Below are 23,207 nucleotides of genomic sequence, written 5' to 3' on the forward strand. Positions count from 1 at the left end.
CGTCCGCGGAAGGATGAGGTGGGAAACATGCGCAAGCAGTGGATCCGGCGGTTGGGCCGTGGACGCGCGGCGGGACTGCGCTGGGGACTGGCGACCGGCCTGCTGCTGCCGGCCTTCTCCTGCGGGGTGAGCGGCGGCGGCGGCGACTCCAGCTCCTCCGACCAGCTGGACGAGGCCTGGCGCCGCTATCGGCTGGGCCAGTACGAGAGCGCGGCCACGCTCTTCGAGGAACTGGCGCTGGACGACGTGGAGCTGGCGGAGAGTTACGGCGGGCTGGGCTGGTCGCGCCTGCACCTGCTGAATCCCGCCGGGGCGCGGCAGGCCTTCCAGAGCAGCCTGGTGGGCGACGCCGACTGGCTGGACTCGCGCGCCGGCGAACTCTTCGCCCTGCGCGACGCCGGGGCCGCGGCCGACGTGCTGCTGAACCGGGCGCGCTCCATGCTGCAGGCCGGGCCCGCCTGGCGCTTCCAGCACGAGCAAAGCGTTGACTGGCAGGACGTCCGCGTGCTGACGGCCCAGGTCTTCTACTACACCCAGCGCTTCGATTCCTGCTTGACCCAGTGCCTGGCTGTGGACAACTCCATCGCCCTGACCCGGGGCGACACCTTAAGCTGGCAGGGGGCTCCCACCTTCGAGACGGCCCTGCTGCGCGAAGTGGAGCGCCTGGGTGAATGGGTGGCGAACTGAGCCCGGCGGTTTTTCGGGTTTGAATTGGAATGACTTTTGCAAACTTGCCGCCGATCAGCCCAGGCTGATGGGTATTTCACGATTTCCCGGCAAAAGGCGCTGGACGGCTGTCTGAAGGTTCAGACCTTCCGTAAACATTTCGGCCCCACAGACCCGGGCACCTCAGACTTGGCCTGGACCATAACCGGAGGATGGCATGAGGAATCTGCTGCTAGGATTGGTCTGTGCGAGCAGTCTCCTGGGTGGGACGGCGCAAGCGGCGACAAACGACATCATTGAGCTCGGCGTGGGGATCCGCTATTTGTTCGACAGCGGGTTCTACAAGGCCGACAACAAGGATGTGGACTACGATACGGACGTGTTCCCCCTGGTCGGGGACCAGGCCATGGGCTTTGGACTGAACACGGCCCTGGGGCACCGCTTCGATTCCCGCAAGGGGCCCTTCGAAGTGCTGATCAAGTACAACTACAGCACCAGCCCGGCGGACGACAAGTCCGTCGACTTCACCACCAGCGCGGGCAGCTTCACGGCCAACGTGGAAGGGTCGCTGGACCAGCACGACCTGCTGCTGGCCTTCCGCCTGCCCGCCACGCTGATGCCCCTGCCGGTGCTGAACTCCAAGTACCTCTACTACGACCTGGGCATGGGCGTCAGCACCCTGTCCTACGACTATGAGCTGAAGAGCCTGGGCGTGACCCTGGCCGAAGGCACCACGACCCGCAGCGGGCTGGCTTTCAACCTGGGCGTGGGTGCCCGCATCCCCCTGAGCGAGACCTGGACCTTCAAGGCGGGCGCGGACGTGGTCCTGAGCAAGATCCAGGACATCGAGGACAACACGGGCGCCGTGATCCACTACGCCCCCAAAGCCCATGGCATGCGTCTGCAGGTGGGACTCGTTCACTACTTTGAGTCCCTGTTCTAGACGCCTCGCATGCGCCGATTCCAGGGCCGGCATCCGGGGATGTCGGCCCTTTTTCATTCCAATCCCGGGAGCGGCAGATGATCCTCTCCGCGCGCTGGCTGCGGTTCCGCGCTGGCGCTTTCCGGCGCCTGTCCCTTGTGCTGGCCCTGGTTCTGCTGACGGCGGGCTGCGGGAAGCCCAAGGCCCCGGCGGGCGACTGGCCGCTGGGCTTCCACCTGGACATGCCGGCCGCCTTCCAGGCCACCAGCCTGGTGCGGCCCAACGGGGAGGCCACGCTCTACCTGCTGAGCGGCGACGAACCCGATCTGGCCCGCCTGACCGTGCGCAAGCGCTTGCGGCGGCTGGAACTGCTGGATCATCTGGCCGAGGAACTGGATCTGGGCGGCACGCCGCTTCTGCTGGAGGAGGGCGAGACCTTCGACGTGAAGGCCGTGAATGCCGAGGGCTTGGGCCGCACGCTGCTGATCCAGCCCTTTCCATTGATGGACAGCACGCTCGTGCTGCTCTACGACGTGCGCGTCTTCAACCGCGGCGCTTTCGCCTGGACCTTCATCTGGCAGCAGGAGCCGGCGGACAGCGCGGGCTACCGGGACTATCAGACCCGGCTGCAGGGCCTGATCTTCCAGGAGGACTCCGCCGAACTGCCGGAGGCCGAGCCAGCCGAGGAGTCGGACAGCCTGGACGCGCCCGCGGGAGCCACGCCCTGATGGCTCGCGTGCTGGGACTGGATTACGGGACCGTGCGGGTGGGCGTGGCCGTGGGCGACGAGCAGGTCGGGCTGGCCCGGCCGCTGGTGACCCTGGAGGCGCGCGCGGGTCTGCTGCAGCGGCTGCGTGAACTCGTGCAGCGCGAGGGCGTGAGCCGCATCGTGTTGGGCCGGCCGCTGCGGGCCCGGGGCGAACCCGGCACGCTGGACGGGGAGATCCTGCACCTGGCGGACGTGCTGCGTCGCGAGGGTCTGGAGGTCGTCTTCCAGGACGAAGGCGGCAGCAGCCAGCGGGCCGCCGAACTGCTGCGCGTCAACCAGTCCCGGCGCGGCGTGCGCGGCGCCCGGGACACTCGGCGCAGCCGCCAGGACGGCGAACTCGACCGCACGGCCGCGGCCCTGCTGCTGCAGGAATACCTGGATTCCCTGGCGGATCCGGCCGGGCTGCCGGAAGGCGGCGCCGCGTGAACCTCCGCAATCTGTGGCTTCGGCACTGGCCTTCCCTGGCCTGCGGCCTGCTGGCGGCCCTGGCCTTTCCCCCCTCGCCCGCCTGGATCCTGGCTTTCCTGGCGCTGCCCCTCCTGTTCCGACGCTTCGAAGAGGGCGGCGGCTTCGGCGCGGCCTTCCTGGCGGGGCTGGTGTATCACAGCCTGGTGGTCCACTGGATCGGTCTGAACTCCGACCCGCCACCCCTCTTGGCCCGGCTGAGCGCCGCGGGGGCCGTGGTCTGGCTCTCCCTGCTCTGGGGCCTCTGCGGCTGGATCCTGCTCCGCCTGCTGCGGCGGCTGGGCCCCGCGGCCCTCTGGGTCTTCGGTCCGCTGCTGGTCAGCGTGGACTGGCTGGTGGAAGGCACGGAGATGGGCTTTCCCTGGACCCTGCTGGGCGCCACCCAGGTGGACAATCCGCTGCTCCGGCCGCTGGCGGCGCTGGGTGGCATGCACGCCATGACCCTGGCTCTCGTGCTGGGGGCCACGCTGCTCTACCGGCTGCTGGGATCCCACGGGCGCGCGCGCGGCGCCTGGCTGGGGCTGGCGCTCTGGCTGGCGCTGGTGCCGCTGCTGGGCCGGCTGTCCCAACTGGGGACCCAGGAGCGCGGCGGCGAGCTGGCCGTGCTGCTCGTGCAGGGCGACGTGGACCCGGAGGAGAAATGGGAACTCCCCTGGGTGGACACGGTGCTCAAGCACCTGGACCTGACCCGCCAGGCCCTGGAGGCCGGCGCGCGGCCGGAACTGGTGATCTGGCCGGAGACGGCCGTGCCCACCAAGCTGCGGCGGCGTCCGCAACTGGTGGAGCTGCTGGCCGAGTTCTGCCGCGAGAACCACCTGGCCCTGCTGACCGGCGCCAACGACGACGAGCCCGGGCTGGCCGCCGATCGTCGGCCCTACAACGGCAGCTTCCTGATCACGGAGGCCGGCATCGTGGACCAGTACCACAAGGTGCGGCTGGTGCCCTTCGGCGAGCGGGTGCCCGGCCAGCGCTTCCTGCCCGGCCTGGGCGAAATCAACATGGGTCAGGCCGAGTTCGCCCCGGGCCTGCGCCAAGAGGCCGGCCGCCTGCCGCGCGCCGGCGGGGACAGCCTGCGCTTCGGCTGGAGCATCTGCTTCGAGGGCAACTTCGCCTCCCTGGCCCGCCGGATGGTGCGGGACGGCGCGCAGCTGCTCACCAACCAGACCAACGACGCCTGGTTCGGCACCAGCCTCGAGTTGGACCAGCACCTGGCCATCGCCCGCCTGCGCGCCGTGGAGACCGGCCGCTGGCTGGTGCGGGCCTGCAACAACGGCTACAGCGCCGCCGTGGACCCGACCGGCCGCGTGGTGCGCCAGCTGCCCAAGGGCGAGCTGGGCACGCTGTCAGTGCGCATTCCGCTGATTACGGGGGAGACCTTCTTCACCCGCGCCGGCGACCTGCTGCCCCGACTCTGTCTGCTGCTGGCCTCGTGGGCCGTGCTGCTGGCGCTGTTCATCCGGCCCGGACGCTCCCGGTGAAGGCCGCGCTGTTCACAGCGGGCCTGCTGTTTACAGCGGGCCTGCTGCTGGCCGTGGGCTTGGCGCACGCGGAGGACCGCTGGCTGCCGGCCGCGCCCGCCCGGGTGCGCGCCCTGGGCGGCTGTTTCGCCGCGCTCAGCACGCCGGACGACGCCCACCTCTTCAATCCCGCCGGACTGGCCCAGCTGGGACGACGCCCGGGCTTCAAGCTGGCCCTGGACGGTTCCGCCGCCTGGATCCGGCCGCGGGCGCAGGCGGACGACTGGGACTGGGCACCGCTGCTGCCCGCCCTGCTGCCCGTGCGCCGGCTGGAGTGGCGGGGCCGGCACCTGAGCCTGGCCCTGACTCCGGCGGAGTGGCATCCCGGCGCGACGGATTCCCTGGCCCGGAGCTACGACGTGGCCCGGCCGCCCTCGGGCGAATTGACCCCCTCCCTCACGGTGGCGCTGGCCCTGGATCAGCGCGTGCGGCTGGGCGTCGCGGCCACGGGCCTGCTGGACGCCGGGCACGACCGGCGCCGGGTGGGCGTGGCCTACGGCGCGGTCATCCGCGCCAATCGGATCATGGACGTGGGGGCCCAGGCCCTCTATCAGCCCGTGGGCGCCCTGGAGACCCGCAGCGCCCTGGACCAGCTGGGCGACGGCAGCATCAACGTGGGCCTGGCCTGCTATCCCTGGGGTCGCGACGAGGGCGGGCGCCGGGGTCCGGCGCTGCTGGCCCTGGACGTGCGCAACGTCACCCAGGAGAGCAGCCTGGCCGGCCGGCAGGAGCTGCATCTGGGCGTGGAAGGCCGCCTGCCCGCGGGGCTGGACCTGCGGGGCGGCGTCTACTGGCCCAACCGCGGCACGGACAGCCAGGGCTTCCCCTGCGTGGGCGGCGGACTGGGCTGGGCGCTGGACCTGCCGCTGGGCGGCCTCCAGGTCGACGTGGCCTGGCTGCAGGATCCCGCCCGGCGCGCGGACCACATCTGGACGGGCGGGCTGCGATGGCCGCGCTGAATCCCCAGCATCGGGCCGCGGGTTGGATTGCTACCTTCGCTGCAGGTTTGCGGGCGGCTGTGCCCGCCTGGGAAGCGGACAGCCTGCTGCGCGCGCCCCTGCCGACGACGGACAGTCTGGCGGTCGCCGACAGCCTGTCCCGGGGCGCCGCCGGTCTGGCGCTGGATCTGCTGCTGATCCTGGCCGGCGCCCTGCTGCTGGCCCTGCTGTTTCACCGACGATCTTCGTGAGGAGTGTTTGATGTTCAAATCCTGCCGCCTCCTGCTGCTGCCGGGCTTCCTGCTGGTCTTCATCGCCTGCAGCCAGCAGCCCCGCGAGCTGGATCCCGTGGACCAGGTCATGGCGCGGGCCATGCGCTCCTTCGAGAAGGGCCGCTTCGTGGACGCGCTGGACCGCTTCACGCGGATGAGCCTGAACTACGCCGGCAGCTCGCTGATGGACTCCGTGCGCTACATGGAGGCCGAGTGCCAGTACCAGTTGAACGAGTACCTGCTGGCGGCGGACCTCTACCAGGAGCTGATCACGCGCTATCCCACCAGCCCGCTGGTGGACGAGGCCCGGCTGCGCACGGCGGACTGCTGGTTCGAGCTCTCCCCGCACTACGCCCTGGACCAGACCTACACCATCCGCGCCATCGACGAGTACCAGGGTCTGCTGGACGACTACGCCGACAGCCCCCACCGCGCCTTGGCCGAGGAGCGCATCTCGGCCTGCCGCCACAAGCTGGCGCTCAAGGATCTGCGCAGCGCCGAGCTCTACGTGCGGATGGAGCAGTGGCCGGCCGCGCTGCTCTACCTCAACGACGTGCTGGAGACCTGGTATGACCAGCCCGACGTGATGGAGCGCGCGCTCTACTTCAAGGGGATCACCCAGCTGCGCATGAAGCGGCTGGCCGACGCCCGCGCCTCGCTGGAGGAATACCTGGCGACCTGGCCCGACGGCGAGCACGCCGCGGCGGTCCGCCAGGAACTGTCCAACCTGCAGTAGCCGGAGCGGCTGTGTCACGGATCATCGTCTTCGGCGGGACCTTCGACCCCGTGCACGCGGGGCACCTGGCCCTGGCCGAATTCGCCCAGGAGGAGACCGGGGCGCCCTGCGTCCTGCTGCTGCCCGCCGCCCGCAGTCCGCTGCGGGATGAGGCCGGCGCCAGCTTCGGGCAGCGCGTGGCCATGCTGCGGCTGGCCACGGCGGACACGGACTTCGTGGTGGACGAGCGCGAGGGCCTGCGGCCCGCGCCCAGCTACACGGTGGACACGCTGGAAGAGCTGCACGCGGAGCTGGCCCGACCGCTGGCCCTGCTCATCGGCGGCGACCAGCTGGCCCGCTTCCGCGAGTGGCGGAACTGGGAGCGCATCCTGGAGCTGGCCGAACTGCTGGTGGTGAACCGGCCGGGCTGGACCTGCCCGCCGGACGCCGTGCCCCACCGGGCGCTGAGCTGGCCGGGGATGGAGCTGTCCGCCAGCTGGCTGCGCCAGCGCCTGGCCGCCGGCCGGCGCTGCCGTCACCTGTTGCCGCCCGGCGTGGGCGAATACATCGAACGGGAAGGATGCTACCGGTGAAGCGACCCCTGGCCCTGTGTGCGACGATCCTCCTGGCCCTGGCCCTCTCCCTGGGGGCGGCGGAGCCGTGGAGCGGCCGGCCGCTGGAGCCGGGCGCCGGGCGGCCGGGCACCCCGTCGCGGCAGACCGACGAGGGCCCCTTCCTGCAGGTGGGGCTGGACGGCCCGCCGGCCTGGTACTGGCCCGATCTGCCCGGCACGGAGGTGACCTACCGCGTGGCCCTGGAAGTCCCGGACGGCCGGGCGCTGCACGGGCTGCTGGTGGGTCTGGCGGGCTCGCGCCACGACTCGCTGACCATGACCATGCTGCAGCTGATCGTGCGCAACCCGGCGGGGCAGGCCCTGCTGGACAGCGCGCAGATCTTCCTGCGCGGCTCGGAGGATCTGGACACCCTGCTGCTGGGCGCCGACCTGTCCCTTGACGGCCTGGACACGGTGCTGGTGGATCTGGTGCGCGCCCAGCCCTGGAGTCCCGTCTGGGTCACGGCGGACGACGACTGCCTGCCGGGCAACCGCTCCTGGATCCGGGTGCCCGCCCTCTCCGCCGACTTCCAGCCCCTGGAGCGCGACCTCAACGTCCGGCTGCTCTTCCAGCGGCCGGAGGCGGACCTGAACCCACCGGCCCTGCACGCGCCGCGCGAGCTGAGCTGCCATCCCTCCCGGAACAGCCTGCCGCTGCGCGTGCGCGTCCGCGAGGAGAGCGGCGTGGACACCGTCCGGGTGCTGTCCCCGCTCCTGCCCGGCGGTGAGCTGGGCCTGAGCCGGCTGGGCCGCTCCGGCATCGACGCGGATTGGGAGGAGTGGGGCGCCGGGCTGCCCGCCTCCCTCCTGCTGGCCGACGGCCTGGCCCAGGAACTGCAGCTGCGGGCGCGGGATCTGGCGGGCAACGAGACGCTGCAATCCCTGTGGTTGCGGCCGGACGAGGCCTGGACCTGGGATGCCGGAACCGGCCGCGCGGACCAGAGCTGGCAACCGGGCTGGCCCATCGCCCCGGGCAGCGTGCTGGCCGTGCCCGTGGAGCTGGGCGCCGCCGCCCAGGCCCACGGTCTCACCGCCATGGTGGTCACGGGCGCGCGCGTGCACGTGCGCGGCTTCGATCACGAGCCGCCCGCGGCGGATTCCCTGCGCCTGCGGCTGGTGGTGGCGGAGGGCGCGGCGCCGCCCCTGCCCGGCAGCGGCGGGTGGGACGAGTTGGCTCCACTGCAGACGGTGGGCTGGACAGGCGCCTGCCCGGGCGGGCTGGAGGCCCGTTTCCAGCTGAACGAGATCGGCGTCGGCCAGGGCCAGCGGGTCTGGCTGCTGCTGGACTACTCCCACGTCTCACAAGTGCTGCTGCCCACGGCCCCGCTGTTGGAGTGGTTCGCCCCCGGCGAGACGGCCGCGGAGCTGGACGTGGGCGCCTGTTCCTGGACCTACCGGCCGCTGGAGAACAGCTGGGCCCGGATCCCCGCCGGCCGCCTGCGCGTGGACGCGCTGCTGGAGCCGCTGGACTGCGACCGCGGCCTGCCCTTCGTGGCGGACTTCGACGCCACCTTCCCGGACCTCGAGTGCTGGACGCGCACGGACCTGGGCACGGCCACGGATCCGGGCTGGCAGAGCTCGGCCGTGGCGGAAGCCAACGGCAGCTCGGTGGGCAGCCACTGCTTCTTTCCCGATCCGGCGGGGACCTTCGTTCCGCCCGGCCTGCAGACGGACCCCGCCGGCCTGACCCGCGGCGAGTTCCTGTTCGTCAACTCGGATCTGCAGGGCGATGCCCAGATCCAGACGGACAGCCTGTTCACACCCTGGCTGATCTATTCCAGCGGCGCCGTCCTGGGATTCTCCACGCTGGCGGGCGGCGCGGGCGGCGACATGTGCCGCGTGCTGCTGCAGACGCGCAGCGGGGACCAGGAGGAACCGTGGTCCGAACTGCTGTCGGATGACGTGGCGACGGACTCGCTCTACGTGCCCGGCACGGTCAGTTTCTGCGGGGTGCCCCACGGCCTGTGGACCCGGGTGGAGCGCGAACTGGCGCCGACGGGCACGGGCGGCGAACTGCGCCTCTGCTTCGCGTATCACGGCAACTACGGCAACGGCTGGTCCCTGGACAGCATCCGCGTGGACCCGGCACCGCCCGCGTCCGGCCCCTTCGACGGGCCACCCATGAAATCGGCGGAGCTGGGGCGGATCCATCCCAACCCCTTCAACCCCGAGACCGTGATTCCCTACCGCCTGCGCGAACCCGGCGCCGTGCGGCTGGAGGTCTACAACATCCGCGGCCAGCGCGTGGCCGTGCTGCTGGACGAAGCCTTCCGCCGCGCCGGCGAGTACCGCGCCGTCTTCCGTCCCGGCCAGCTGGCCAGCGGCGTCTACCTGGCGCGCCTGGAGGCGGCGGGAGTGGTGGACGTGCGCCGGCTGGTCTATCTGAAATGAGCGACAGCGTGCCCATCCTGCATCTGAAACGGGACATGGAACGCCGCGTGCGCGGCGGCCATCCGTGGATCTTCTCCAATGAAATCGCCCAATTGCCCGCGGGCCTCGTCCCCGGTGACCTGGTGGAAGTGCGCGACCAGAAGGAACGCCCGCTGGGGCAGGGCTTCTGGAGCCGCGGCAGCCTGATCGCCGTGCGCATGACGGGCCCCGGCGGCGGCGAGCCCGGCAGCGTGGACTGGTTCCGCGAGCGCATCCGGCGCGCCGCGGCCCGCCGCGCGCACCTGGATCGAGACACCTGCCGCATCGTGTTCGCGGAATCCGACGACCTGCCCGGGCTGATCGTGGACCGCTATGGCGACGTGCTGAGCGTGCAGTGTCTCACGCAGGGCCTGGAGCGCCGCCGGGGCGAGCTGGCCGCGGCGCTGGGCGAATTGTTCGCGCCACGCGCCCTGCACTTCGACGGGAGCTCGGCCTTCCGCGAGCTGGAAGGATTGCCGCGCAGCCGCGAGTGGTGGACGCCCGCCGGCACGGGCTGGAACGTCACGCCCGCCGAGGAGCTGGACGCGAGCGCCCTGCAACCGGTGGAGCTGGACGGCCTGCGCCTGGAGCTGGATTTCCGCTCCGTGCAGAAGGGCGGGCTCTTCCTGGATCAGGTGGAGAACTGGAGCCGCGCCGCGGCGCTGGGCCGGGGCGGAGCCGTGCTGGACATCTGCTGCTACCACGGCGGCTGGGGCCTGCAGGCCGCCCGCGCCGGGGCCACACGCGTGGACTTCATCGACCGCAGCGCGAGCGCGCTGGACCGCGTGACCCGCAACCTGGAGCTGAACGAGCTGGCCGATCTGCCCGGCGAGCGCATTTGCGCCCCGGCCCTGGACGGCATCCGCAGCCTCTTGCGCCACAGCCGGCGCTACCGGCTGGTGGTGGTGGATCCGCCGGCCTTCATCAAGAGCAAGCGTCACTTCGCCGAGGGTCGGCAGGGCTATATCGACCTGAACCGGATGGCCATGGCCCTGGTGGAGGACGGCGGCTTCCTGGCCTCCTGCTCCTGCAGCCACCAGATGGGCGTGGACAATTTCCGCGAGGTGCTGCGCCTGGCGGCCGGGCGGGCGGGCTGCCGCCTGCGCATCCTGGGCCAGCTGGGCCAGGGCCAGGATCATCCGCAACTGCCCCAGGTGCTGGAGACCGGCTATCTGAAGGGCTTCCTCCTGCAGGTGGAGCGGGAGGCCCATGCCTGAGCTGCCCGGCGCGACCCTGTTCACCGACGGCGCCTGCTCGGGCAACCCCGGCCCCGGCGGCTGGGCCTGCCTGATCCGCTCGGCGGAGGGCGAGCTGGAGCTGAGCGGCGGCGAGACCGCCACCACCAACAACCGGATGGAGATGCTGGCCGCGCTGCGCGGCCTGGAGGAGTTGTCGGAGCCCAGCCGCGTGGAGCTGTGGACGGACAGCCAGTATCTGCGCAACGGCATTACCAGCTGGATCCACGGCTGGATGCGCAAGGGCTGGCGGACCTCGTCCGGCGAGCCGGTGAAGAACGAGGATCTCTGGCGCGCCCTCTGGGATCAAACCCAGTTTCACGAAGTCGACTGGCGCTGGGTGCGGGGGCATGCTGGAAATGCCGATAACGAGCGCTGCGACCGCCTGGCCGTGGCCGCCGTGGCCCGGGCCCGGCGGGGTGTGACGGCCCTGCAGCGTGGAACTGGAACGGGAAACCCGCCCATGAAGAACGATGCACCGAGCATGACGGCAGTGGCCCCCGTGGCCCGGACCCGGAAAAGTGCGCCTACCAAAGGCGCGACCCCTGTCCCGGCACCCGTCCCCGATCTGTTCGATGGGGAGCGCACGGCCGAGAAGGGTCGCAACCTGGAACTCAAGCTGCCCTGCCAGGCCCTGGACGAGGTCAAACGCCGGGCCGGCACCCTGGGCGGCAAGCTGGACGGGCGTCTCACCCAGGACGACCAGTTCTACACCTGCGCCGACGGCACGCGGCTCAAGTTGCGCCGGGAGATCCGCCACCTGCCGGACGGCCAGGCCCTGCCCCATGCGGAGCTGATCCGCTACTTGCGCGAGGACACCGGTGACGCCCGCGTCTCCGATTACGAGCGCACGCCCGTGGCCGATCCCGACGCCCTGCACGCGGAGCTGAGCCGCGTCCACGGGCTGGGTCCGCACGTGCGCAAGGGTCGCGAACTGGTGCTGCTGGGCCGCACGCGCCTGCACCTGGACGCCGTGGCCGGTCTGGGCACCTTCGTGGAATTGGAATTGGTGCTGCGCGAGGGCGAAGAGCCCGCCGCGGCCCGGGCGGAGTTGGAGCGGATCATCCGCGGCCTGGGCCTCTACGGTGTGCCGGCCGAGCCGCGCGCCTACGCCGACCTGCTGCGGGACAAACTGGGGCGGTAGCTCCCCTCAGATCATCAACACAGAGACACAGAGACGCAGAGACACGGAGTTGTGGGGTTTTCTGCCGCCGTTGTGTCCCCGCGTTCAACAAGTGTCCACCTCAATTCCCTTGTCCATACCAGTCGACCCGCCGGGTGAAGTACATGGCCGCGGCCAGCACGGCCAGCAGACCCAGGCTCCCCATCAGCAGCGCGTAGTCCTCCAGCTGCAGCACGAGGTAGAGGTAGCCGTGCAGCGTGGCCAGCAGGGCGCCCACGATCCACATGAAGCCCGTGCCGCCCACGGCAGCGCGCGAGTAGCCGGCCACCAGGACCGTGATACAACCCGCCGCGAGCAGGTAGGCCAGACCGAACGCGAGGTGTTCGCCCAGCGCCAGCAGCAGCAGGTAGAAGAGCAGCGTGGCCAGGCCCACCAGCAGGTACTGGATGGGATGGACGCTGCGCCGGCTGGTGGTCTCCGTCAGGAAGAAGGCGGCGAAGGTGAACACCAGGAAGAGCACGGCGTACTTGGCCACGCGCGTCGCCTGCTGGTAGACGTCCTTGGCGTCGTAGAGGCGCACGCCGAAGGCCGCGTTGGCCAGTTCCGCGTTGGGGGCCTGTAGCACCTGGGGAAAGTTGCGGTTCAGGTCCAGCACCTGCCAGCGGGCCGTGAAGCCGGCCTTGTCGATCTGCGACTCGGCGGGCAGGAAGCCGCCGCTGAAACTGGGATCGGGCCACGGCGCGCCCAGCGTCAGGCGCGTGGTGCGGCCAACGGGGCTGACCAGCAGCTCTTCGCTGCCGTTGAGTTCGAGCTTGAGCAAGAAGCTGTCCTGGCCCGCGCCGCCCGGCGGCAGCAGGGCCCGCACGCCGGAGGCCGCCAGGCCCGGACCGCTGAGTCCAGGATCCACGCGACAGTCCTGGCCGTTGTAGCGGGCCTCGATCCGCTCGGCCACGCCGCCCAGATCCGAGATTCCCAGCTCCAGCACGGCTTCCTTCCACAGCACGTCTTCGGGTGCCACGCCGGGCAGCACCAGCTCGGCGGGATCGAAGCGGCCCGCCAGCTCCAAACTGGCCCGGTAGAAGACGGCCTCGAACAAGCCGCGCCGCCGGCGCTCGGGGGCCAGCTGGCCCTGCACGTTCAGCTCGCTGGGCAGCAGGTGGACGATCCGCCGCGTGACCGCGGTCTGCCCCGGCACCCGCTGCAGCACGGGGATGGCCAGCGCGGGCCCGATGATGGTCTGGCGGTCGCCCCACTTGGCCCGCATCTCCAGCAGCGCCTCGTCCCGGCGCTGGCTGCGCTCGCGGACCAGTTCGCCCAACATAGTGGCGGGAATCAGCAGGAGCAGGATGAGCGCGCCGATGCCCAGCAGGCGGAAGGTCGCGGATTGACGGAGACTCTGGCCCAGCCGGGCCAGCGGATCGGTTGGCAGCATGTGTCACCTCGGCAGGATGAGAACTGGGAAGGCGTGTCCGCCCCCGGGCCTTCCAGCGGCTCAGCGGACGAAACACGGGCCCTTCAAGCAGCGGACGGGCGACTTTGTTCCGCCGGAGCGGAGCTTCCTTCAGCGGGTGGGATGTCTGGAACAAGTCGCGCAGCACGTCCGGGCGCGGATTGGCGTACCAACCCGCGCTTCGCTCAGATCAGGTCGCGCATCACTTCCGGGCGCGGATTGGCGATGACCACCTTGTTCACCAGCAGGCCCTTGGCGCCCACCTTGGCGGCACCGGCCTCCACGGCGGCGCGCACGGCGGCCACCTGGCCGGTCATGGTCACGAAGGCCTTGCCGCCGATGGCCATGGCCAGGCGGATCTCCAGCAGCTTGACCTGGGCGGTTTTGGCGGCCTGATCGGCGGCCTCGATCAGGCTGGCCACGGAGAAGCTCTCGATGATGCCCAGCGCCTCCATCTGGCCGTACATGACCGTGCCCTCCACGGCCGGGATCACGTCCGGGTGCAGGTTGGGGATCATGAAGGTGTCCACCACCTCGCGCTCGCCCAGCTCGGCGGCGGCGTCGATGGCGCTGCGCACGGCCGCCGTGTCCCCGGCGATCATGCTCATGTGCTTGCCCGGGCAGATCGTCCGTGAGACCAGCAGGCGGATCTCGGCGGTCTTCAGCATGTGGTCCGCCGCCTCGATGCCGCGGGCGATGCTGCTGAACTCGATGATTCCGACGGCGTTGTCGGGGCGTTCGCTGGTGAATTGGCTGCTCTGGTTGCGCATCATTGGATCACGATCTCCGCTTGGGTGACGCTGACCGCCTGGCCGGCGCGCGGGCTGTGGACGGGGACGCCCAGTTTGCCCTCCGGTGGCGCGGCCACGACCTGCCCGGCCTGGACGGGCTCGCCCTCGCGCACCAGCGGCAGGGCCGGCGCGCCGATGTGCTGCTGCAGCCGGAGCCGCAGCGGCGTGGACGTGCCTGGCCAGACCGTCCAGGGCGCGTCGTGCTCGAAGCGCGACAAGCCGAGGCGTGCCAGCAGCTTCTTGGTGGGGATGCGGCGGTGCTCGTACATGGGGTGCGGGGTGACCACTTTCGGCCCGTTGTAGCGCTCGCCCAGGGCGGCCAGGCTGCGCTTGCTGTCCTGGCAGGCCTCGCGGGGGAAGAGGCCCTCCGGGCAGGCGAAGAGCGTGCAGAGTCCGCATTCGCAGCAGATCTGGCCCCAGCGGCTGTGGGCCGGGTACTCGGTGACGAATTGCTGGCGCATGGCCTGGTGCGGCTCCAGCGGATGCCCCAGCAGGTAGCGCGGGCAGAGCTGCGTGCAGAGGCTGCACTGGTCGCAGACGGATTTGCCGATGCGGTGCTTGGCCTCGCGGCTGCGCAGCTCTTGTGTCACGTAGGGGTGGTCGCGGGGCAGCACGATGACGCCCGAACTGGTCTTGACCACGGGCGTGGCCGGATCTTCCACGATGCGGCCCATCATCGGCCCGCCGTCGAGGATCACCCAGTCCTTGAGCTTCGTGCCGCCGGCAGCCTCCACCAGGTCGCGGAAGGGCGTGCCCAGCGGGGCGCGTACGGTCATGGGCTGGCGCACCGCGCCAGAGACCGTGAGGAAGGAGTGGGTCACGGGTTTGCCCTGCAGGGCCTCGTGCAGGGTGAGGGCGGTCTCGTTGTTCAGCACCACCACGCCCACGTCCAGGGGCAGCCCGGCGGGCGGCACCACGCGGCCGGTGAGTTCGTAGACCAGCGTGACCTCGTCCCCGGCGGGATAGAAGTCCCCCAGGATGCCCACCTCGTAGAGCCCGCTGCCCGCCGGACCCAGGCTGGTGGCGCGCATGGCCGCGATGGAGGCCGTGTTCTTGCCCTTGATGCCGACGATCACGCGGCCGGCGCCGGTGAATTCCGCGGCGGCCCGGATGCCCTGGGCCACGCCCTCGGCGAAGTGCTGCATCACCACGTTGTCCTTGCGCAGCAGGGGCTCGCACTCGGCGGCGTTGATGAGCAGCGTGTCCACCCGGGCGGCCAGCTTGACGTGGGTGGGGAAGCCCGCGCCGCCCATGCCCACGCAGCCGGCGCGTTGTATGAGAGAGAGGTCCATGGGGCCCTTCCTGTGTTCGGCGGGCAAGGTAGCATTCGAGGTCGCCCGCCCCAGCCGCCCGGCGGGGGAGGCCGGAGGCGGAGCGGAATGCGATATTGGGTGGCCTTCTGCACAGGACCCAAGCGAGGACCTCATGAGCGACGAACTCACCCCGACCCCGACCCCGGACGAATTCCACGAACCCGAAGCCTTCGAATCCGGCGCCGAGCCGCTGCCGGAGCCGATGGAGGAGCCGACGGAAACGGATCCGGCCGCCGAGCCGCAAGCGGCGGACCTGCCGGTGGCGGAGGCGGAAGAGCCCGGACAGGCGGGGGACGGCCCGGCTCCCGCGCCGGAGCGACCCGCGGCCCCCGTGCGCCGCTCCTTCGGACGCATCCGGCGCATCGAGGAGGACGGCACGGCCTGGGTGGCGGACTTCCATCCGCTGGGCCGCGACGTGCTGGTCCGGCTGCGCAGCGCCTTCGTGGCCAATCCCGGCCACATCCTGGAATACGAGCTGAAATCCGGCGGTCCCGGCCGCTGGTCGGGTGTGGACGTGGTCTTCAACCGGCCGCCGGAGCTGGCCGCCGTGCTGGCCCTGGACGAGGGACGCGGGCTGTCGCCGGAAGGCCTGGAGTGGGTGAAGCGCGCCATCGTCCAGGACCCCGCGCTGCTGAAGACCGTGTTCGGCGGCACGCGCCAGGTGGGGCGTCAACTGATCGAGGACATGAGCTTCCCGCTGCCTCGCGCGCTGTTGACGGCCGCCCTGAAGGTTCCGGCCCTGGCCGCCGCCGCCGCCCGGCGCCTGCAGGGCGGACCGCTGAGGGACGCCGCCGAGTGGACGGCCCTGATCCTGGCGGCACCGCCGCGCGACGAGGAGGCCTGGCTGCGCCGCCTGTCCGGCCAGCACGCCGCGTGGCTGCTGGAGGACCTGCCCCTGCCCGCCGAGGGTCGGCGCGAGCGCGTGCTGCGCTGGTGGCGCCGCACGGGCGATCCGCGCTGGCTGTTGCAGTTGGCCGGGGACGAGCTGCCCGCCGAAGCGGCGCTGCCGCTGCTGGCGCGCGGCGTGCTGGGCGGAAACGAGGCGCTGGAGCCAGCCGAGCAGGCTGCCTGGGCCCGCCTGTTGGATGCCCCGACCCGCCTGCGCCTGCTGGCCGCGGCCTTCCGCGATCCGGCCCGGCGCGGCGACACGGCTTGCTTCGCCGCCGCGGGTCCGGAGTTCCGCGGCGTCCTGACCGGGCTGGCCACGGATCCGATCCTGGGCGCCGAGGCCCGGGCCCTGCTGCTGGAGCGGGGGGAATTGTCGCCTGCCGCCGCGCTGGACCTGCTGCGCAAAGATGCCCGCGGCGAGGCCCGCGAGCGCCTGCTGGCCATTCTGCTGGCCGCCGCCCCCGGCGAGCGTCCGGAGCCCGGCCCCGAGTTGGCGCTGGAGTGGTTCCGCGCCGGCGCCGTCGCGGCGGATCCGGCCCTGCTGGAGTGGTTGGGTGCGCATCCGGCCGTGCAGGAGCAGGTGGAGGGCTGGCTGGCGGACGAGGCCACGCGCGAGCTGGGCCTGCTGGCGTTGTGTCACGGCCGGGAGTTCAGCCGGGCCCGCGTGCAGAAGCTGCTGGGCTTAAGCATGAGCGAGTCCACGCGCCGCCGGCTGGTGGAGGCCATCGGCCGGGTCAGCCCGGAGCGCTGGCAGGAGCGCTACCTGCTGAACGACGAGGAGAAGGCGTCTTGGCTGGCGGCGGGCGCCCCGCTGCACTGAGGCCTCAGGCGCCCAGACTGAGCAGACCGGCCCAGGCCTGTCCCAACGCGATGCCTTCGTCGTTGGGGGAGACCTGGGCCTGTCCGAGGACACGGAAGCCGTCCGCTTCCAGCCGCGCGGCGCTCAATTCCGTCAGCAGGCGGCTCTGGAAGACCCCCCCTGACAGCAGCACCGTCTCCAGGCCGTGCCGGTCCCGGGCCGCCCGCGCAACCTGGCGGATCAGCTCCGCCAGCCCGACGTGCAGGCGCGCCGCGCAGCAGGTTGCCGAAACTCCCTGTGATACGTCGGCCAGCAGCGCGGCCAACAGCGGGCGGGTATCCAGCACGCCCGCCTGCTCCGTCGGGGATTCCCCGGCCAGACCCGCTTCCCAGCGGAAGGGATAGCCCCCGTCACCCGACGCGCCCGTGGCGGCATCTTCAAGCCGGGCGGCGGCCTGACCCTCGAAACTCATGTGCTGGCAGAGACCCAGCAGGGCGGCGGCGGCGTCCAGCAGGCGTCCGGCGCTGCTGCACTGCGGGAGATCCGCCGGTTGGGCCAGTTCCACCAGCACGCCCTTGAGCAGCGCGGGCCGGGCGGCCTGGAAGCAGGGTAGTCCGCGCCAGGGGGCCAGCGCCGTGGCCTCCGAGCTCCCCAGCACGGCCGTCAGGGCGGCCAGACCCATGCGCCAGGGCTCGCGCGCAGCCCGGTCCCCGCCGGGCAGGGGCAGGGGGCGCAGGTGAGCCAGCCGCCGCCAGCGCAGTCCCTCCACCAGCAGGAACTCGCCCCCCCAGACCGTGCCGTCCGGCCCATAGCCTGTGCCGTCCAGACAGACCGCCAGCGCCGGCGGCTCCGGCCGGCCCTGCTCGGCCAGCACGGAGAGCGCGTGAGCGTGGTGGTGTTGCACGGCCAGTAGCGGGACCCCCAGCTCCGCGGCCAGCCGCTGGGCCAGCCGCGTGCTGTGGTAGTCCGGATGCAGGTCGTGGGCCACCAGGGCCGGCCGCGCGTCCAGTAGGCGCAGCAGGTGGCGGACGGAATCCTCCAGGGCGCGGAGGTTCTCCGGTTGGGCCAGATCGCCCAGGCAAGCGCCGGGAAAGGCCTGGTCGCCGCGCGTGACACAGCCGGCGCCCTTCAAGTCCGCGCCCAGCGCCAGCACCGACGGACCCGGGCGGGCCAGCAGCACGGGCTGCGGCACCCAGCCGCGACCCCGCCGGAGCAGCACGGGCCGGCCCCGCATTACCCGGGCGACGGAGTCATCCAGCGGGGCCACGATCTCCCGGTCGTGGACCAGGAAGACGTCGGCCACCCCCGCCAGACGGTCCACGGCCTCGGCGTTCCCGTGGGCCAGGGCCTCCCCCGCGCGGTTGCCGCTGGTCATCACCAGCGCGTCATGCGGACCCGCCAGCAGCAGGTGGTGAAGGGGACTGTAGGGCAGGAAGAGGCCCAGCCAGGCGCTGCCGGCCCGCACGCCGGCCGCCAGCGGCGAGGGGTGGCGCGGCTGGCAGAGCAGGATGGGGCTGCGCCAGGAGGCCAGCAGCTCGCGCTCGCGCTCTGTCAGCAGGGCCAGCTCCGCGGCACAGACCAGGTTGCGGACCATCACGGCCAGGGGTTTGTGGGGCCGGTTTTTGCGCTGGCGCAGGCGCTCCACGACGGTCTCGGAGCGGGCATCGCAGGCCAACTGGAAGCCGCCCACCCCCTTGAGCGCCAGGATGGCGCCCTGGCCCAGGCGCGCCAGGGCTTCGCCCAGCGGGTCTTCCCCGGGCCACTCGCGGCCGTCGGCCTCCAGCAGGCGCAGGCGAGGTCCGCAGGCCGGGCAGGCGGTGGGCTGCGCGTGGAAGCGGCGGTCGGTGGGCTCCTCGTACTCCCGGCGGCAATCCGAGCACAGATCGAAGTCGCGCATGCTGGTCCCCGGCCGGTCGTAGGGCAGGGATTCCACCAGCGTGTAGCGCGGGCCGCAGTTCGTGCAATTGAGGAAGGGGTAGTCGTGGCGGCGGTCGGCGGGGTCGCGCAGCTCGGCCAGACAGGCCGGGCAGGTAGCCACGTCGGGTGGGATCAGCGCCGTCGGACCGGTGCCGCCGTGCCGGGAGGGCAGGATGCGGAAGCCCTGCAGCCCGGCAGCTTCCTCCTGCTCCCGGCTGAGGGTGGAGATCACGGCCAGGGGCGGAGCCAGCGGGCGCAGTTCCTGCTCGAAGGCGGTCAGTGCCGCGACCGGCCCCTCCAGCACGATGCCGACGCCCTCGGGGCCGTTGTCCACCGTGCCGGCCAGGCCGTGCCGGGCGGCGAGCCGCGCCACGAAGGGCCGGAAGCCCACTCCCTGCACCAGGCCGCGCACGGTGAGCCGCCAGCGCGCGGGCGGATGGCCGGCCGGGTCCATCAGCAGATCCGCGGCAGCGGATCGGCGCTGGGCCGCAGCAGGGCGCGCCGTCCGCCCAGCGCGTTGCGCAGCACCACCTGGCCGGGATGCTCCGTCGTCAGCCGGCCGACGCATTCCGCGCCGGCCCCCGCCGGCAGGGCGCGCCAGGCCGCCAGGGCCCGCGGGATGTCGGCGGCCTCCACCACGACCACCACTCGGCCCTCGCAGGCCAGCAGCAGCGGGTCCACCCCCGTGATCTCGCAGATGGCCGCAGTGGCGGCGTGCAACGGGATCCGCGCCTCCTCCACCTCCACGCCATAGGCCGGCCGGGCCTGTTCCTCACCCGCCAGGTCGCTGAGCACGCCTCCCAGGCCGCCCCGGGTGGGGTCCCGCAGGAAGAGCGGCGCCACGCCGGCGGCGAACAGGGCGTCCACCAGCGGCGTGACGGGCGCGCAATCGCTGTGCAGGGGACTCTCCAACTCAATCCCGCGCCTTAGGGAGAGGATCACGGCGCCGTGGTCGCCCACCGGCCCGCTCACCAGAATGGCGTCTCCGGCTGCGGGACCGCGATCGGCCCGCGGATGGTTCGGACGCAGCCGGCCGATGCCGCTGCTCACCAGATAGAGTCCGTCGCCCTGGCCGTGCTCCACCACCTTTGTGTCACCGGTGACCACGGTCACGCCCGCCCGTCGCGCGGCCACGCCCACGGACGCCGCGACCCGGCGCAGCTCGTCCAGGGGCAGGCCCTCCTCGAGGATCAAGGCCAGGCTGAGGTAGAGCGGCGTGGCGCCGGCCACGGCCAGATCGTTGACCGTGCCGTTGACTGCCAGGCTGCCGATGTCCCCGCCTGGGAAGAAGCGCGGCGTGACCACGTAGCCGTCGCTGGTGAAGGCCAGCCGGCCGACCGGCTCGAGCAGGGCCGAGTCCCCCAGCGGGGCCAGCCAGGGATTGCCGTAGGCCGGCAGCAGGATCTCCTCCACCAGCCGCCGGGTCAGCCGACCGCCGGCGCCGTGGCCCAGCGTGACACACTCACTCTCCGACATGGATCCTCCCCGCAACTCAGACCTCGCGCCAGGTGTGACGGACGCGGCAGGCGCCCTCGGAACCCATCATGCAGGCGCCGCGCGGAGCGTCAGGCGTGCACGCCCCGCCGAAGAGCGGACAGTCCGGCGGGTCGCAGGCGCCCACCATCACCTCAGCGCAGCGACAGCCGGGCAGCTCCGCGTCCAGGCTGGGGAAGCGCCCGGCCAGATTCTCCAGCAGGGGCCGGAAGCGTTCGCGCGCGTTCCAGGCGGCGAACTCGGCGCGCAGCTCCAGCCCCGAGACGGGGATCGGGCCCAGTCCGCGCCAGTCCGCGTCCACCGGCTGGAAGACCCGCGTCAGGGCGGCCCGGGCCCGAGGATTTCCCACGCGTCGCACGGCCCGCGGGTAGAGGTTGTCCAGCCGGGGAGCCCGCTCCAGCGCCTGGAGCGCCAGGCTGTGCAGGCCCAGCAGCAGGTCCAGGGGTTCGAAGCCCGCCACGGCGGCGGGCAGGCCGGCCAGGCAGGTTTCGTAGTCCTCCCAGCCCGTCACGGCCAACACGTGGCCCGGGAGCAGGAAACCGTCCACATTGAGCTCCGGCCGGGCGCGCAGGGCGCCGAGCGCGGGCGGAATCAGGCGCTGGGCGCAGAGCACGCTGAAATTGTCCGGAGGCGAGTCCAGCAGCGCGGCGGCCGTGGTGCAGGCGGTGGTCTCGAAGCCCACGGCGAAAAAGACCACGGGCGTGGCGGGCTCCCGGCGCGCCAGCTCCAGGGCCTGACTCACGCCCAGCACGGTCTGGACGCGGCCACCCCGCGCCCGGGCCTCTTCCAGCGTGCCCGCGCCCGGGACGCGCAGCATGTCGCCGAAACTGGCCAGCCAGGCGCCCCCCTCCAGGCAGAGCCGGGCCGCGGCGGCGATCTCCAGCGCGGGACAGACGCAGACCGGACAGCCGGGACCGGCCACCAGCCGCAGCCAGTCCGGCAGCAGGCGGCGCAGACCCCAACGGCCCAGCGCTTGCTCGTGGGTGCCGCAGACGTGCATGAAACTCAGCTGGCGCGGGGGGGCGGGCAGCGCGTGCAGCGCCCGCAGGACGGTCTGGACGGCGTGTGGATCACGAAAGGGCCCGGCGGGCGCGCTCATGGGGCGGCTGGGTCGGGCTGTCCGGCGCCGGATTCCAGTTCACGCAGCAGGGCCCAGGTCTCCGCGGCGGCGGCCTCGTCCAGCACCTGGATGGCGTAGCCCGCGTGCACCAGCACCCAGTCGCCCTCCCGGGCCTCCACCAGGTCCAGTCGCAGCTCGCGGGTCACGCCGTTCAGCGCGGCGATCCCCAGCAGTCCGTTGCAGCGTTCCAGCCGCATGGGCACGGCGAGGCACATCCTACAGCTCCGCGTGGGAATGGGCGTGGCCGTTCCAGTGTTCGAGGCTGTGCCGATGGCGCCGCTCCAGCCAGTCCAGCCAGTCGTCCAGCCCCCGGCCGTCCCGGCAGCTGATCTCCAGCGTCTCCAGGCCCGGGTTGAGGGCCATGGCCGCCCGGCGGGCCTCGGCGGGATCGAAGTCCGTCATGGGAAGCAGGTCCCACTTGTTGAGCAGCAGCAGATCGGCGGTGGAGAACATCAGCGGGTACTTGGCCGGTTTGTCGTGGCCCTCGGGCACGGAGAGCAGCATCACGCGATCCTCCTCTCCCAGGTCGAACTCGGCGGGGCAGACCAGATTGCCCACGTTCTCGATGAACAGGATGTCGAGCTCCGCCAGGTTCAAGGTGGTGGCCGCCACGGCCACCTGGTCGGGATCCAGGTGGCAGGCGCCGTGGGTGTGGATCTGGCGCACGGGCACGCCGAACCGGGCCAGCCGGTCGGCATCGGCGTCGCCCTGGATATCCCCCTCGATCACGGCCAGGCGCCAGCGACCAGCGGCGCGCTCCAGCGTGCGTTCGAGCAGGCTGGTCTTGCCCGCCCCCGGCGCGCTCATCAGGTTGATGACGTGCAGGCGCGCGGCCCGGAATTCCTCCCGGTTGCGGCCGCCGGCCTCGTCCACGTGCTCGCGCAGCTTGTGTTCCACGTGCACCAGGTGCATGGCTACTCCACATCCATTGAGACGACCCGCAGGTCGCGGCCGCCCAGCAGCGTCAGCGGGCCCTGTCCGCAGATCGCGCAGGCCAGCTCGTCCAGGCTCTCCAGTTCACCGTTCCAGCCGCAAGCCGGGCAGCGCACCGGCGCGGGCGGACGCTGGAACTCCAACCGGCAGCCCGCGGCCGCCGTTCCCGCCGCCAGGGCCTCGAAGCCGAAAGCCAGCGAGTCCGGCGCCAGGCAGCTGGCCACACCCACGCGCAGGCGGATCACCCGCACGTGCCGAGCGCCTTCACGGTCCAGCACGCGCTGGGCCAGCTCCAGCACTTCCGCCGCCACGGCCAGCTCATGCATGGCCGGACTCTGACCGCTGGGCTGCCGGGCAGTCGGCCGGATCTGTCTCCGCCTCCAGCAGACGGCGGACCTCCGCCAGCACCTCGCGCTGCAGCCCGGGCCAGGCCTGTTCCAGGAGTGGCGAGAATTCCTGACCGAACTCGTCGTTGGCCAGAATTTCCACGGCCAGGATGTGGATCTCCCCGTCGGGCGGGAGGACCATGCCCAGCCGGCGTCCCAGTTCCAGGGCCGTGGCGAAGTTGACGTCGTGCACGCTGTCCAGATGGCGGGTTTCCCGCAGCTCCCGGGCCGTGAAGCGGTACCAGTCGCCGGGCCGGCCGCCCCGGGTGCGGATGGCGTCGAAGACCAGCAGGCGGTCGTAGCCCTCCAGCAGTGGTAGCAGATCCAGGCCCCCGGTGGAGCATTCGGGCCGCCAGTCCAGCTCCGGCCGGTCGCCCAGCTCGCGGCGGGCCGCCCGGGCCAGCCGGATGCCCACGGCGTCGTCGCGCACGAAGGGATTGCCCAGGCCCAGCAGCAGGGTCTTCACGGCCGA

At 72.0% G+C, this 23,207-nt stretch carries 23 protein-coding genes and 1 pseudogene; 14 read left to right on the forward strand and 10 right to left on the reverse strand.

The genetic code is table 11. The annotated features are described in order from the left end of the window. The first annotated feature begins 27 nt into the window (after positions 1 to 27). From WC326_09125 to WC326_09185, 13 genes and pseudogenes are all read left to right on the forward strand, one after another. Positions 28 to 687 carry a hypothetical protein gene (locus WC326_09125; protein ID MFA7331223.1) on the forward strand — a complete coding sequence of 220 codons (660 nt, stop codon included), beginning with the start codon at positions 28 to 30 and terminating at the stop codon, positions 685 to 687. Between the two features lie 196 nt (positions 688 to 883). After that, positions 884 to 1,609, forward strand: coding sequence for an outer membrane beta-barrel protein (locus tag WC326_09130; GenBank protein MFA7331224.1), 726 nt, complete (start codon positions 884 to 886; stop codon positions 1,607 to 1,609). 77 nt (positions 1,610 to 1,686) lie between these two features. Continuing rightward, on the forward strand, positions 1,687 to 2,316 hold the full coding sequence (locus tag WC326_09135; GenBank protein ID MFA7331225.1) for a hypothetical protein: 630 nt from the start codon (positions 1,687 to 1,689) through the stop codon (positions 2,314 to 2,316). Further along, positions 2,316 to 2,783, forward strand: coding sequence for a Holliday junction resolvase RuvX (gene ruvX / locus WC326_09140; protein MFA7331226.1), 468 nt, complete (start codon positions 2,316 to 2,318; stop codon positions 2,781 to 2,783). Before WC326_09135 ends, ruvX begins: the two co-directional genes overlap by 1 nt. Further along, positions 2,780 to 4,300, forward strand: a complete 1,521-nt coding sequence (gene lnt, locus WC326_09145) for an apolipoprotein N-acyltransferase (protein ID MFA7331227.1) — start codon at positions 2,780 to 2,782, stop codon at positions 4,298 to 4,300. Before ruvX ends, lnt begins: the two co-directional genes overlap by 4 nt. Beyond that, positions 4,297 to 5,298, forward strand: a complete 1,002-nt coding sequence (locus WC326_09150; protein ID MFA7331228.1) for a hypothetical protein — start codon at positions 4,297 to 4,299, stop codon at positions 5,296 to 5,298. Before lnt ends, WC326_09150 begins: the two co-directional genes overlap by 4 nt. Then, on the forward strand, positions 5,286 to 5,528 hold the full coding sequence (locus tag WC326_09155; GenBank protein MFA7331229.1) for a hypothetical protein: 243 nt from the start codon (positions 5,286 to 5,288) through the stop codon (positions 5,526 to 5,528). Before WC326_09150 ends, WC326_09155 begins: the two co-directional genes overlap by 13 nt. A gap of 10 nt (positions 5,529 to 5,538) precedes the next feature. Further along, positions 5,539 to 6,285 (forward strand): outer membrane protein assembly factor BamD, encoded by a 747-nt coding sequence (bamD, locus tag WC326_09160; GenBank protein ID MFA7331230.1) that lies wholly within the window; start codon positions 5,539 to 5,541, stop codon positions 6,283 to 6,285. An 11-nt stretch (positions 6,286 to 6,296) separates the two neighbouring features. After that, positions 6,297 to 6,857, forward strand: coding sequence for a nicotinate (nicotinamide) nucleotide adenylyltransferase (gene nadD, locus WC326_09165; protein MFA7331231.1), 561 nt, complete (start codon positions 6,297 to 6,299; stop codon positions 6,855 to 6,857). Beyond that, a complete protein-coding gene (locus WC326_09170) occupies positions 6,854 to 9,268 on the forward strand; it encodes a T9SS type A sorting domain-containing protein (GenBank protein ID MFA7331232.1) in 2,415 nt (804 codons plus the stop codon). Before nadD ends, WC326_09170 begins: the two co-directional genes overlap by 4 nt. Before the next feature lie 8 nt (positions 9,269 to 9,276). Next, a complete protein-coding gene (locus WC326_09175) occupies positions 9,277 to 10,503 on the forward strand; it encodes a class I SAM-dependent rRNA methyltransferase (GenBank protein MFA7331233.1) in 1,227 nt (408 codons plus the stop codon). Next, positions 10,496 to 10,951 (forward strand): annotated as a pseudogene (gene rnhA, locus WC326_09180) (ribonuclease HI). The gene WC326_09175 and the pseudogene rnhA overlap by 8 nt, the downstream one beginning before the upstream one ends. 54 nt (positions 10,952 to 11,005) lie before the next feature. After that, positions 11,006 to 11,665 (forward strand): class IV adenylate cyclase, encoded by a 660-nt coding sequence (locus WC326_09185; GenBank protein MFA7331234.1) that lies wholly within the window; start codon positions 11,006 to 11,008, stop codon positions 11,663 to 11,665. 100 nt (positions 11,666 to 11,765) lie between these two features. Here WC326_09185 and creD read toward each other — a convergent pair whose 3' ends face one another. The 3 genes from creD to WC326_09200 all read right to left on the reverse strand — a co-directional run bounded on the left by creD (position 11,766) and on the right by WC326_09200 (position 15,177). Further along, on the reverse strand, positions 11,766 to 13,076 hold the full coding sequence (creD, locus tag WC326_09190) for a cell envelope integrity protein CreD (GenBank protein ID MFA7331235.1): 1,311 nt from the start codon (positions 13,074 to 13,076) through the stop codon (positions 11,766 to 11,768). Between the two features lie 203 nt (positions 13,077 to 13,279). Continuing rightward, on the reverse strand, positions 13,280 to 13,867 hold the full coding sequence (locus WC326_09195) for a BMC domain-containing protein (GenBank protein MFA7331236.1): 588 nt from the start codon (positions 13,865 to 13,867) through the stop codon (positions 13,280 to 13,282). Further along, positions 13,864 to 15,177 carry a 4Fe-4S dicluster domain-containing protein gene (locus WC326_09200; GenBank protein MFA7331237.1) on the reverse strand — a complete coding sequence of 438 codons (1,314 nt, stop codon included), beginning with the start codon at positions 15,175 to 15,177 and terminating at the stop codon, positions 13,864 to 13,866. Before WC326_09200 ends, WC326_09195 begins: the two co-directional genes overlap by 4 nt. Before the next feature lie 133 nt (positions 15,178 to 15,310). Here WC326_09200 and WC326_09205 point away from each other — a divergent pair, with 133 nt between their 5' ends. Continuing rightward, on the forward strand, positions 15,311 to 16,906 hold the full coding sequence (locus tag WC326_09205; GenBank protein ID MFA7331238.1) for a hypothetical protein: 1,596 nt from the start codon (positions 15,311 to 15,313) through the stop codon (positions 16,904 to 16,906). A 4-nt stretch (positions 16,907 to 16,910) separates the two neighbouring features. Here WC326_09205 and hypF read toward each other — a convergent pair whose 3' ends face one another. From hypF to WC326_09240, 7 genes are read right to left on the reverse strand one after another with little or no spacing between them, the layout of a single operon-like run. Continuing rightward, positions 16,911 to 19,256 carry a carbamoyltransferase HypF gene (gene hypF / locus WC326_09210; protein MFA7331239.1) on the reverse strand — a complete coding sequence of 782 codons (2,346 nt, stop codon included), beginning with the start codon at positions 19,254 to 19,256 and terminating at the stop codon, positions 16,911 to 16,913. Beyond that, positions 19,256 to 20,278: a hydrogenase expression/formation protein HypE gene (hypE, locus tag WC326_09215; protein ID MFA7331240.1), complete on the reverse strand. Its 1,023-nt coding sequence runs from the start codon at positions 20,276 to 20,278 to the stop codon at positions 19,256 to 19,258. The genes hypF and hypE overlap by 1 nt, the downstream gene beginning before the upstream one ends. 16 nt (positions 20,279 to 20,294) lie before the next feature. After that, positions 20,295 to 21,395 (reverse strand): hydrogenase formation protein HypD, encoded by a 1,101-nt coding sequence (gene hypD, locus WC326_09220; GenBank protein ID MFA7331241.1) that lies wholly within the window; start codon positions 21,393 to 21,395, stop codon positions 20,295 to 20,297. Continuing rightward, on the reverse strand, positions 21,392 to 21,631 hold the full coding sequence (locus WC326_09225) for a HypC/HybG/HupF family hydrogenase formation chaperone (protein MFA7331242.1): 240 nt from the start codon (positions 21,629 to 21,631) through the stop codon (positions 21,392 to 21,394). The genes hypD and WC326_09225 overlap by 4 nt, the downstream gene beginning before the upstream one ends. A 1-nt stretch (position 21,632) precedes the next feature. Next, complete coding sequence (gene hypB / locus WC326_09230) at positions 21,633 to 22,328, reverse strand: hydrogenase nickel incorporation protein HypB (GenBank protein MFA7331243.1); 696 nt, start codon at positions 22,326 to 22,328, stop codon at positions 21,633 to 21,635. Between the two features lie 2 nt (positions 22,329 to 22,330). Beyond that, on the reverse strand, positions 22,331 to 22,675 hold the full coding sequence (locus WC326_09235) for a hydrogenase maturation nickel metallochaperone HypA (GenBank protein ID MFA7331244.1): 345 nt from the start codon (positions 22,673 to 22,675) through the stop codon (positions 22,331 to 22,333). Next, positions 22,668 to 23,201, reverse strand: coding sequence for a hydrogenase maturation protease (locus WC326_09240; protein ID MFA7331245.1), 534 nt, complete (start codon positions 23,199 to 23,201; stop codon positions 22,668 to 22,670). Before WC326_09240 ends, WC326_09235 begins: the two co-directional genes overlap by 8 nt. Positions 23,202 to 23,207: the final 6 nt, after the last annotated feature.

Source organism: Candidatus Delongbacteria bacterium (assembly GCA_041675285.1).
In the GTDB taxonomy this organism is placed as follows: Bacteria; CAIWAD01; CAIWAD01; order CAIWAD01; family CAIWAD01; genus CAIWAD01.

What these genes read in the sequence shown, in the direction of transcription:
- WC326_09125 (MFA7331223.1), top strand. Translation starts at nt 28, where the DNA reads ATGCGCAAGCAGTGGATCCGGCGGTTGGGCCGTGGACGCGCGGCGGGA.
- WC326_09130 (MFA7331224.1), top strand. Translation starts at nt 884, where the DNA reads ATGAGGAATCTGCTGCTAGGATTGGTCTGTGCGAGCAGTCTCCTGGGT.
- WC326_09135 (MFA7331225.1), top strand. Translation starts at nt 1,687, where the DNA reads ATGATCCTCTCCGCGCGCTGGCTGCGGTTCCGCGCTGGCGCTTTCCGG.
- ruvX (MFA7331226.1), top strand. Translation starts at nt 2,316, where the DNA reads ATGGCTCGCGTGCTGGGACTGGATTACGGGACCGTGCGGGTGGGCGTG.
- WC326_09155 (MFA7331229.1), top strand. Translation starts at nt 5,286, where the DNA reads ATGGCCGCGCTGAATCCCCAGCATCGGGCCGCGGGTTGGATTGCTACC.
- bamD (MFA7331230.1), top strand. Translation starts at nt 5,539, where the DNA reads ATGTTCAAATCCTGCCGCCTCCTGCTGCTGCCGGGCTTCCTGCTGGTC.
- WC326_09185 (MFA7331234.1), top strand. Translation starts at nt 11,006, where the DNA reads ATGACGGCAGTGGCCCCCGTGGCCCGGACCCGGAAAAGTGCGCCTACC.
- creD (MFA7331235.1), bottom strand. Translation starts at nt 13,076, where the DNA reads ATGCTGCCAACCGATCCGCTGGCCCGGCTGGGCCAGAGTCTCCGTCAA.
- WC326_09195 (MFA7331236.1), bottom strand. Translation starts at nt 13,867, where the DNA reads ATGATGCGCAACCAGAGCAGCCAATTCACCAGCGAACGCCCCGACAAC.
- WC326_09200 (MFA7331237.1), bottom strand. Translation starts at nt 15,177, where the DNA reads ATGGACCTCTCTCTCATACAACGCGCCGGCTGCGTGGGCATGGGCGGC.
- WC326_09205 (MFA7331238.1), top strand. Translation starts at nt 15,311, where the DNA reads ATGAGCGACGAACTCACCCCGACCCCGACCCCGGACGAATTCCACGAA.
- hypF (MFA7331239.1), bottom strand. Translation starts at nt 19,256, where the DNA reads ATGGACCCGGCCGGCCATCCGCCCGCGCGCTGGCGGCTCACCGTGCGC.
- hypE (MFA7331240.1), bottom strand. Translation starts at nt 20,278, where the DNA reads ATGTCGGAGAGTGAGTGTGTCACGCTGGGCCACGGCGCCGGCGGTCGG.
- hypD (MFA7331241.1), bottom strand. Translation starts at nt 21,395, where the DNA reads ATGAGCGCGCCCGCCGGGCCCTTTCGTGATCCACACGCCGTCCAGACC.
- WC326_09225 (MFA7331242.1), bottom strand. Translation starts at nt 21,631, where the DNA reads ATGTGCCTCGCCGTGCCCATGCGGCTGGAACGCTGCAACGGACTGCTG.
- hypB (MFA7331243.1), bottom strand. Translation starts at nt 22,328, where the DNA reads ATGCACCTGGTGCACGTGGAACACAAGCTGCGCGAGCACGTGGACGAG.
- WC326_09235 (MFA7331244.1), bottom strand. Translation starts at nt 22,675, where the DNA reads ATGCATGAGCTGGCCGTGGCGGCGGAAGTGCTGGAGCTGGCCCAGCGC.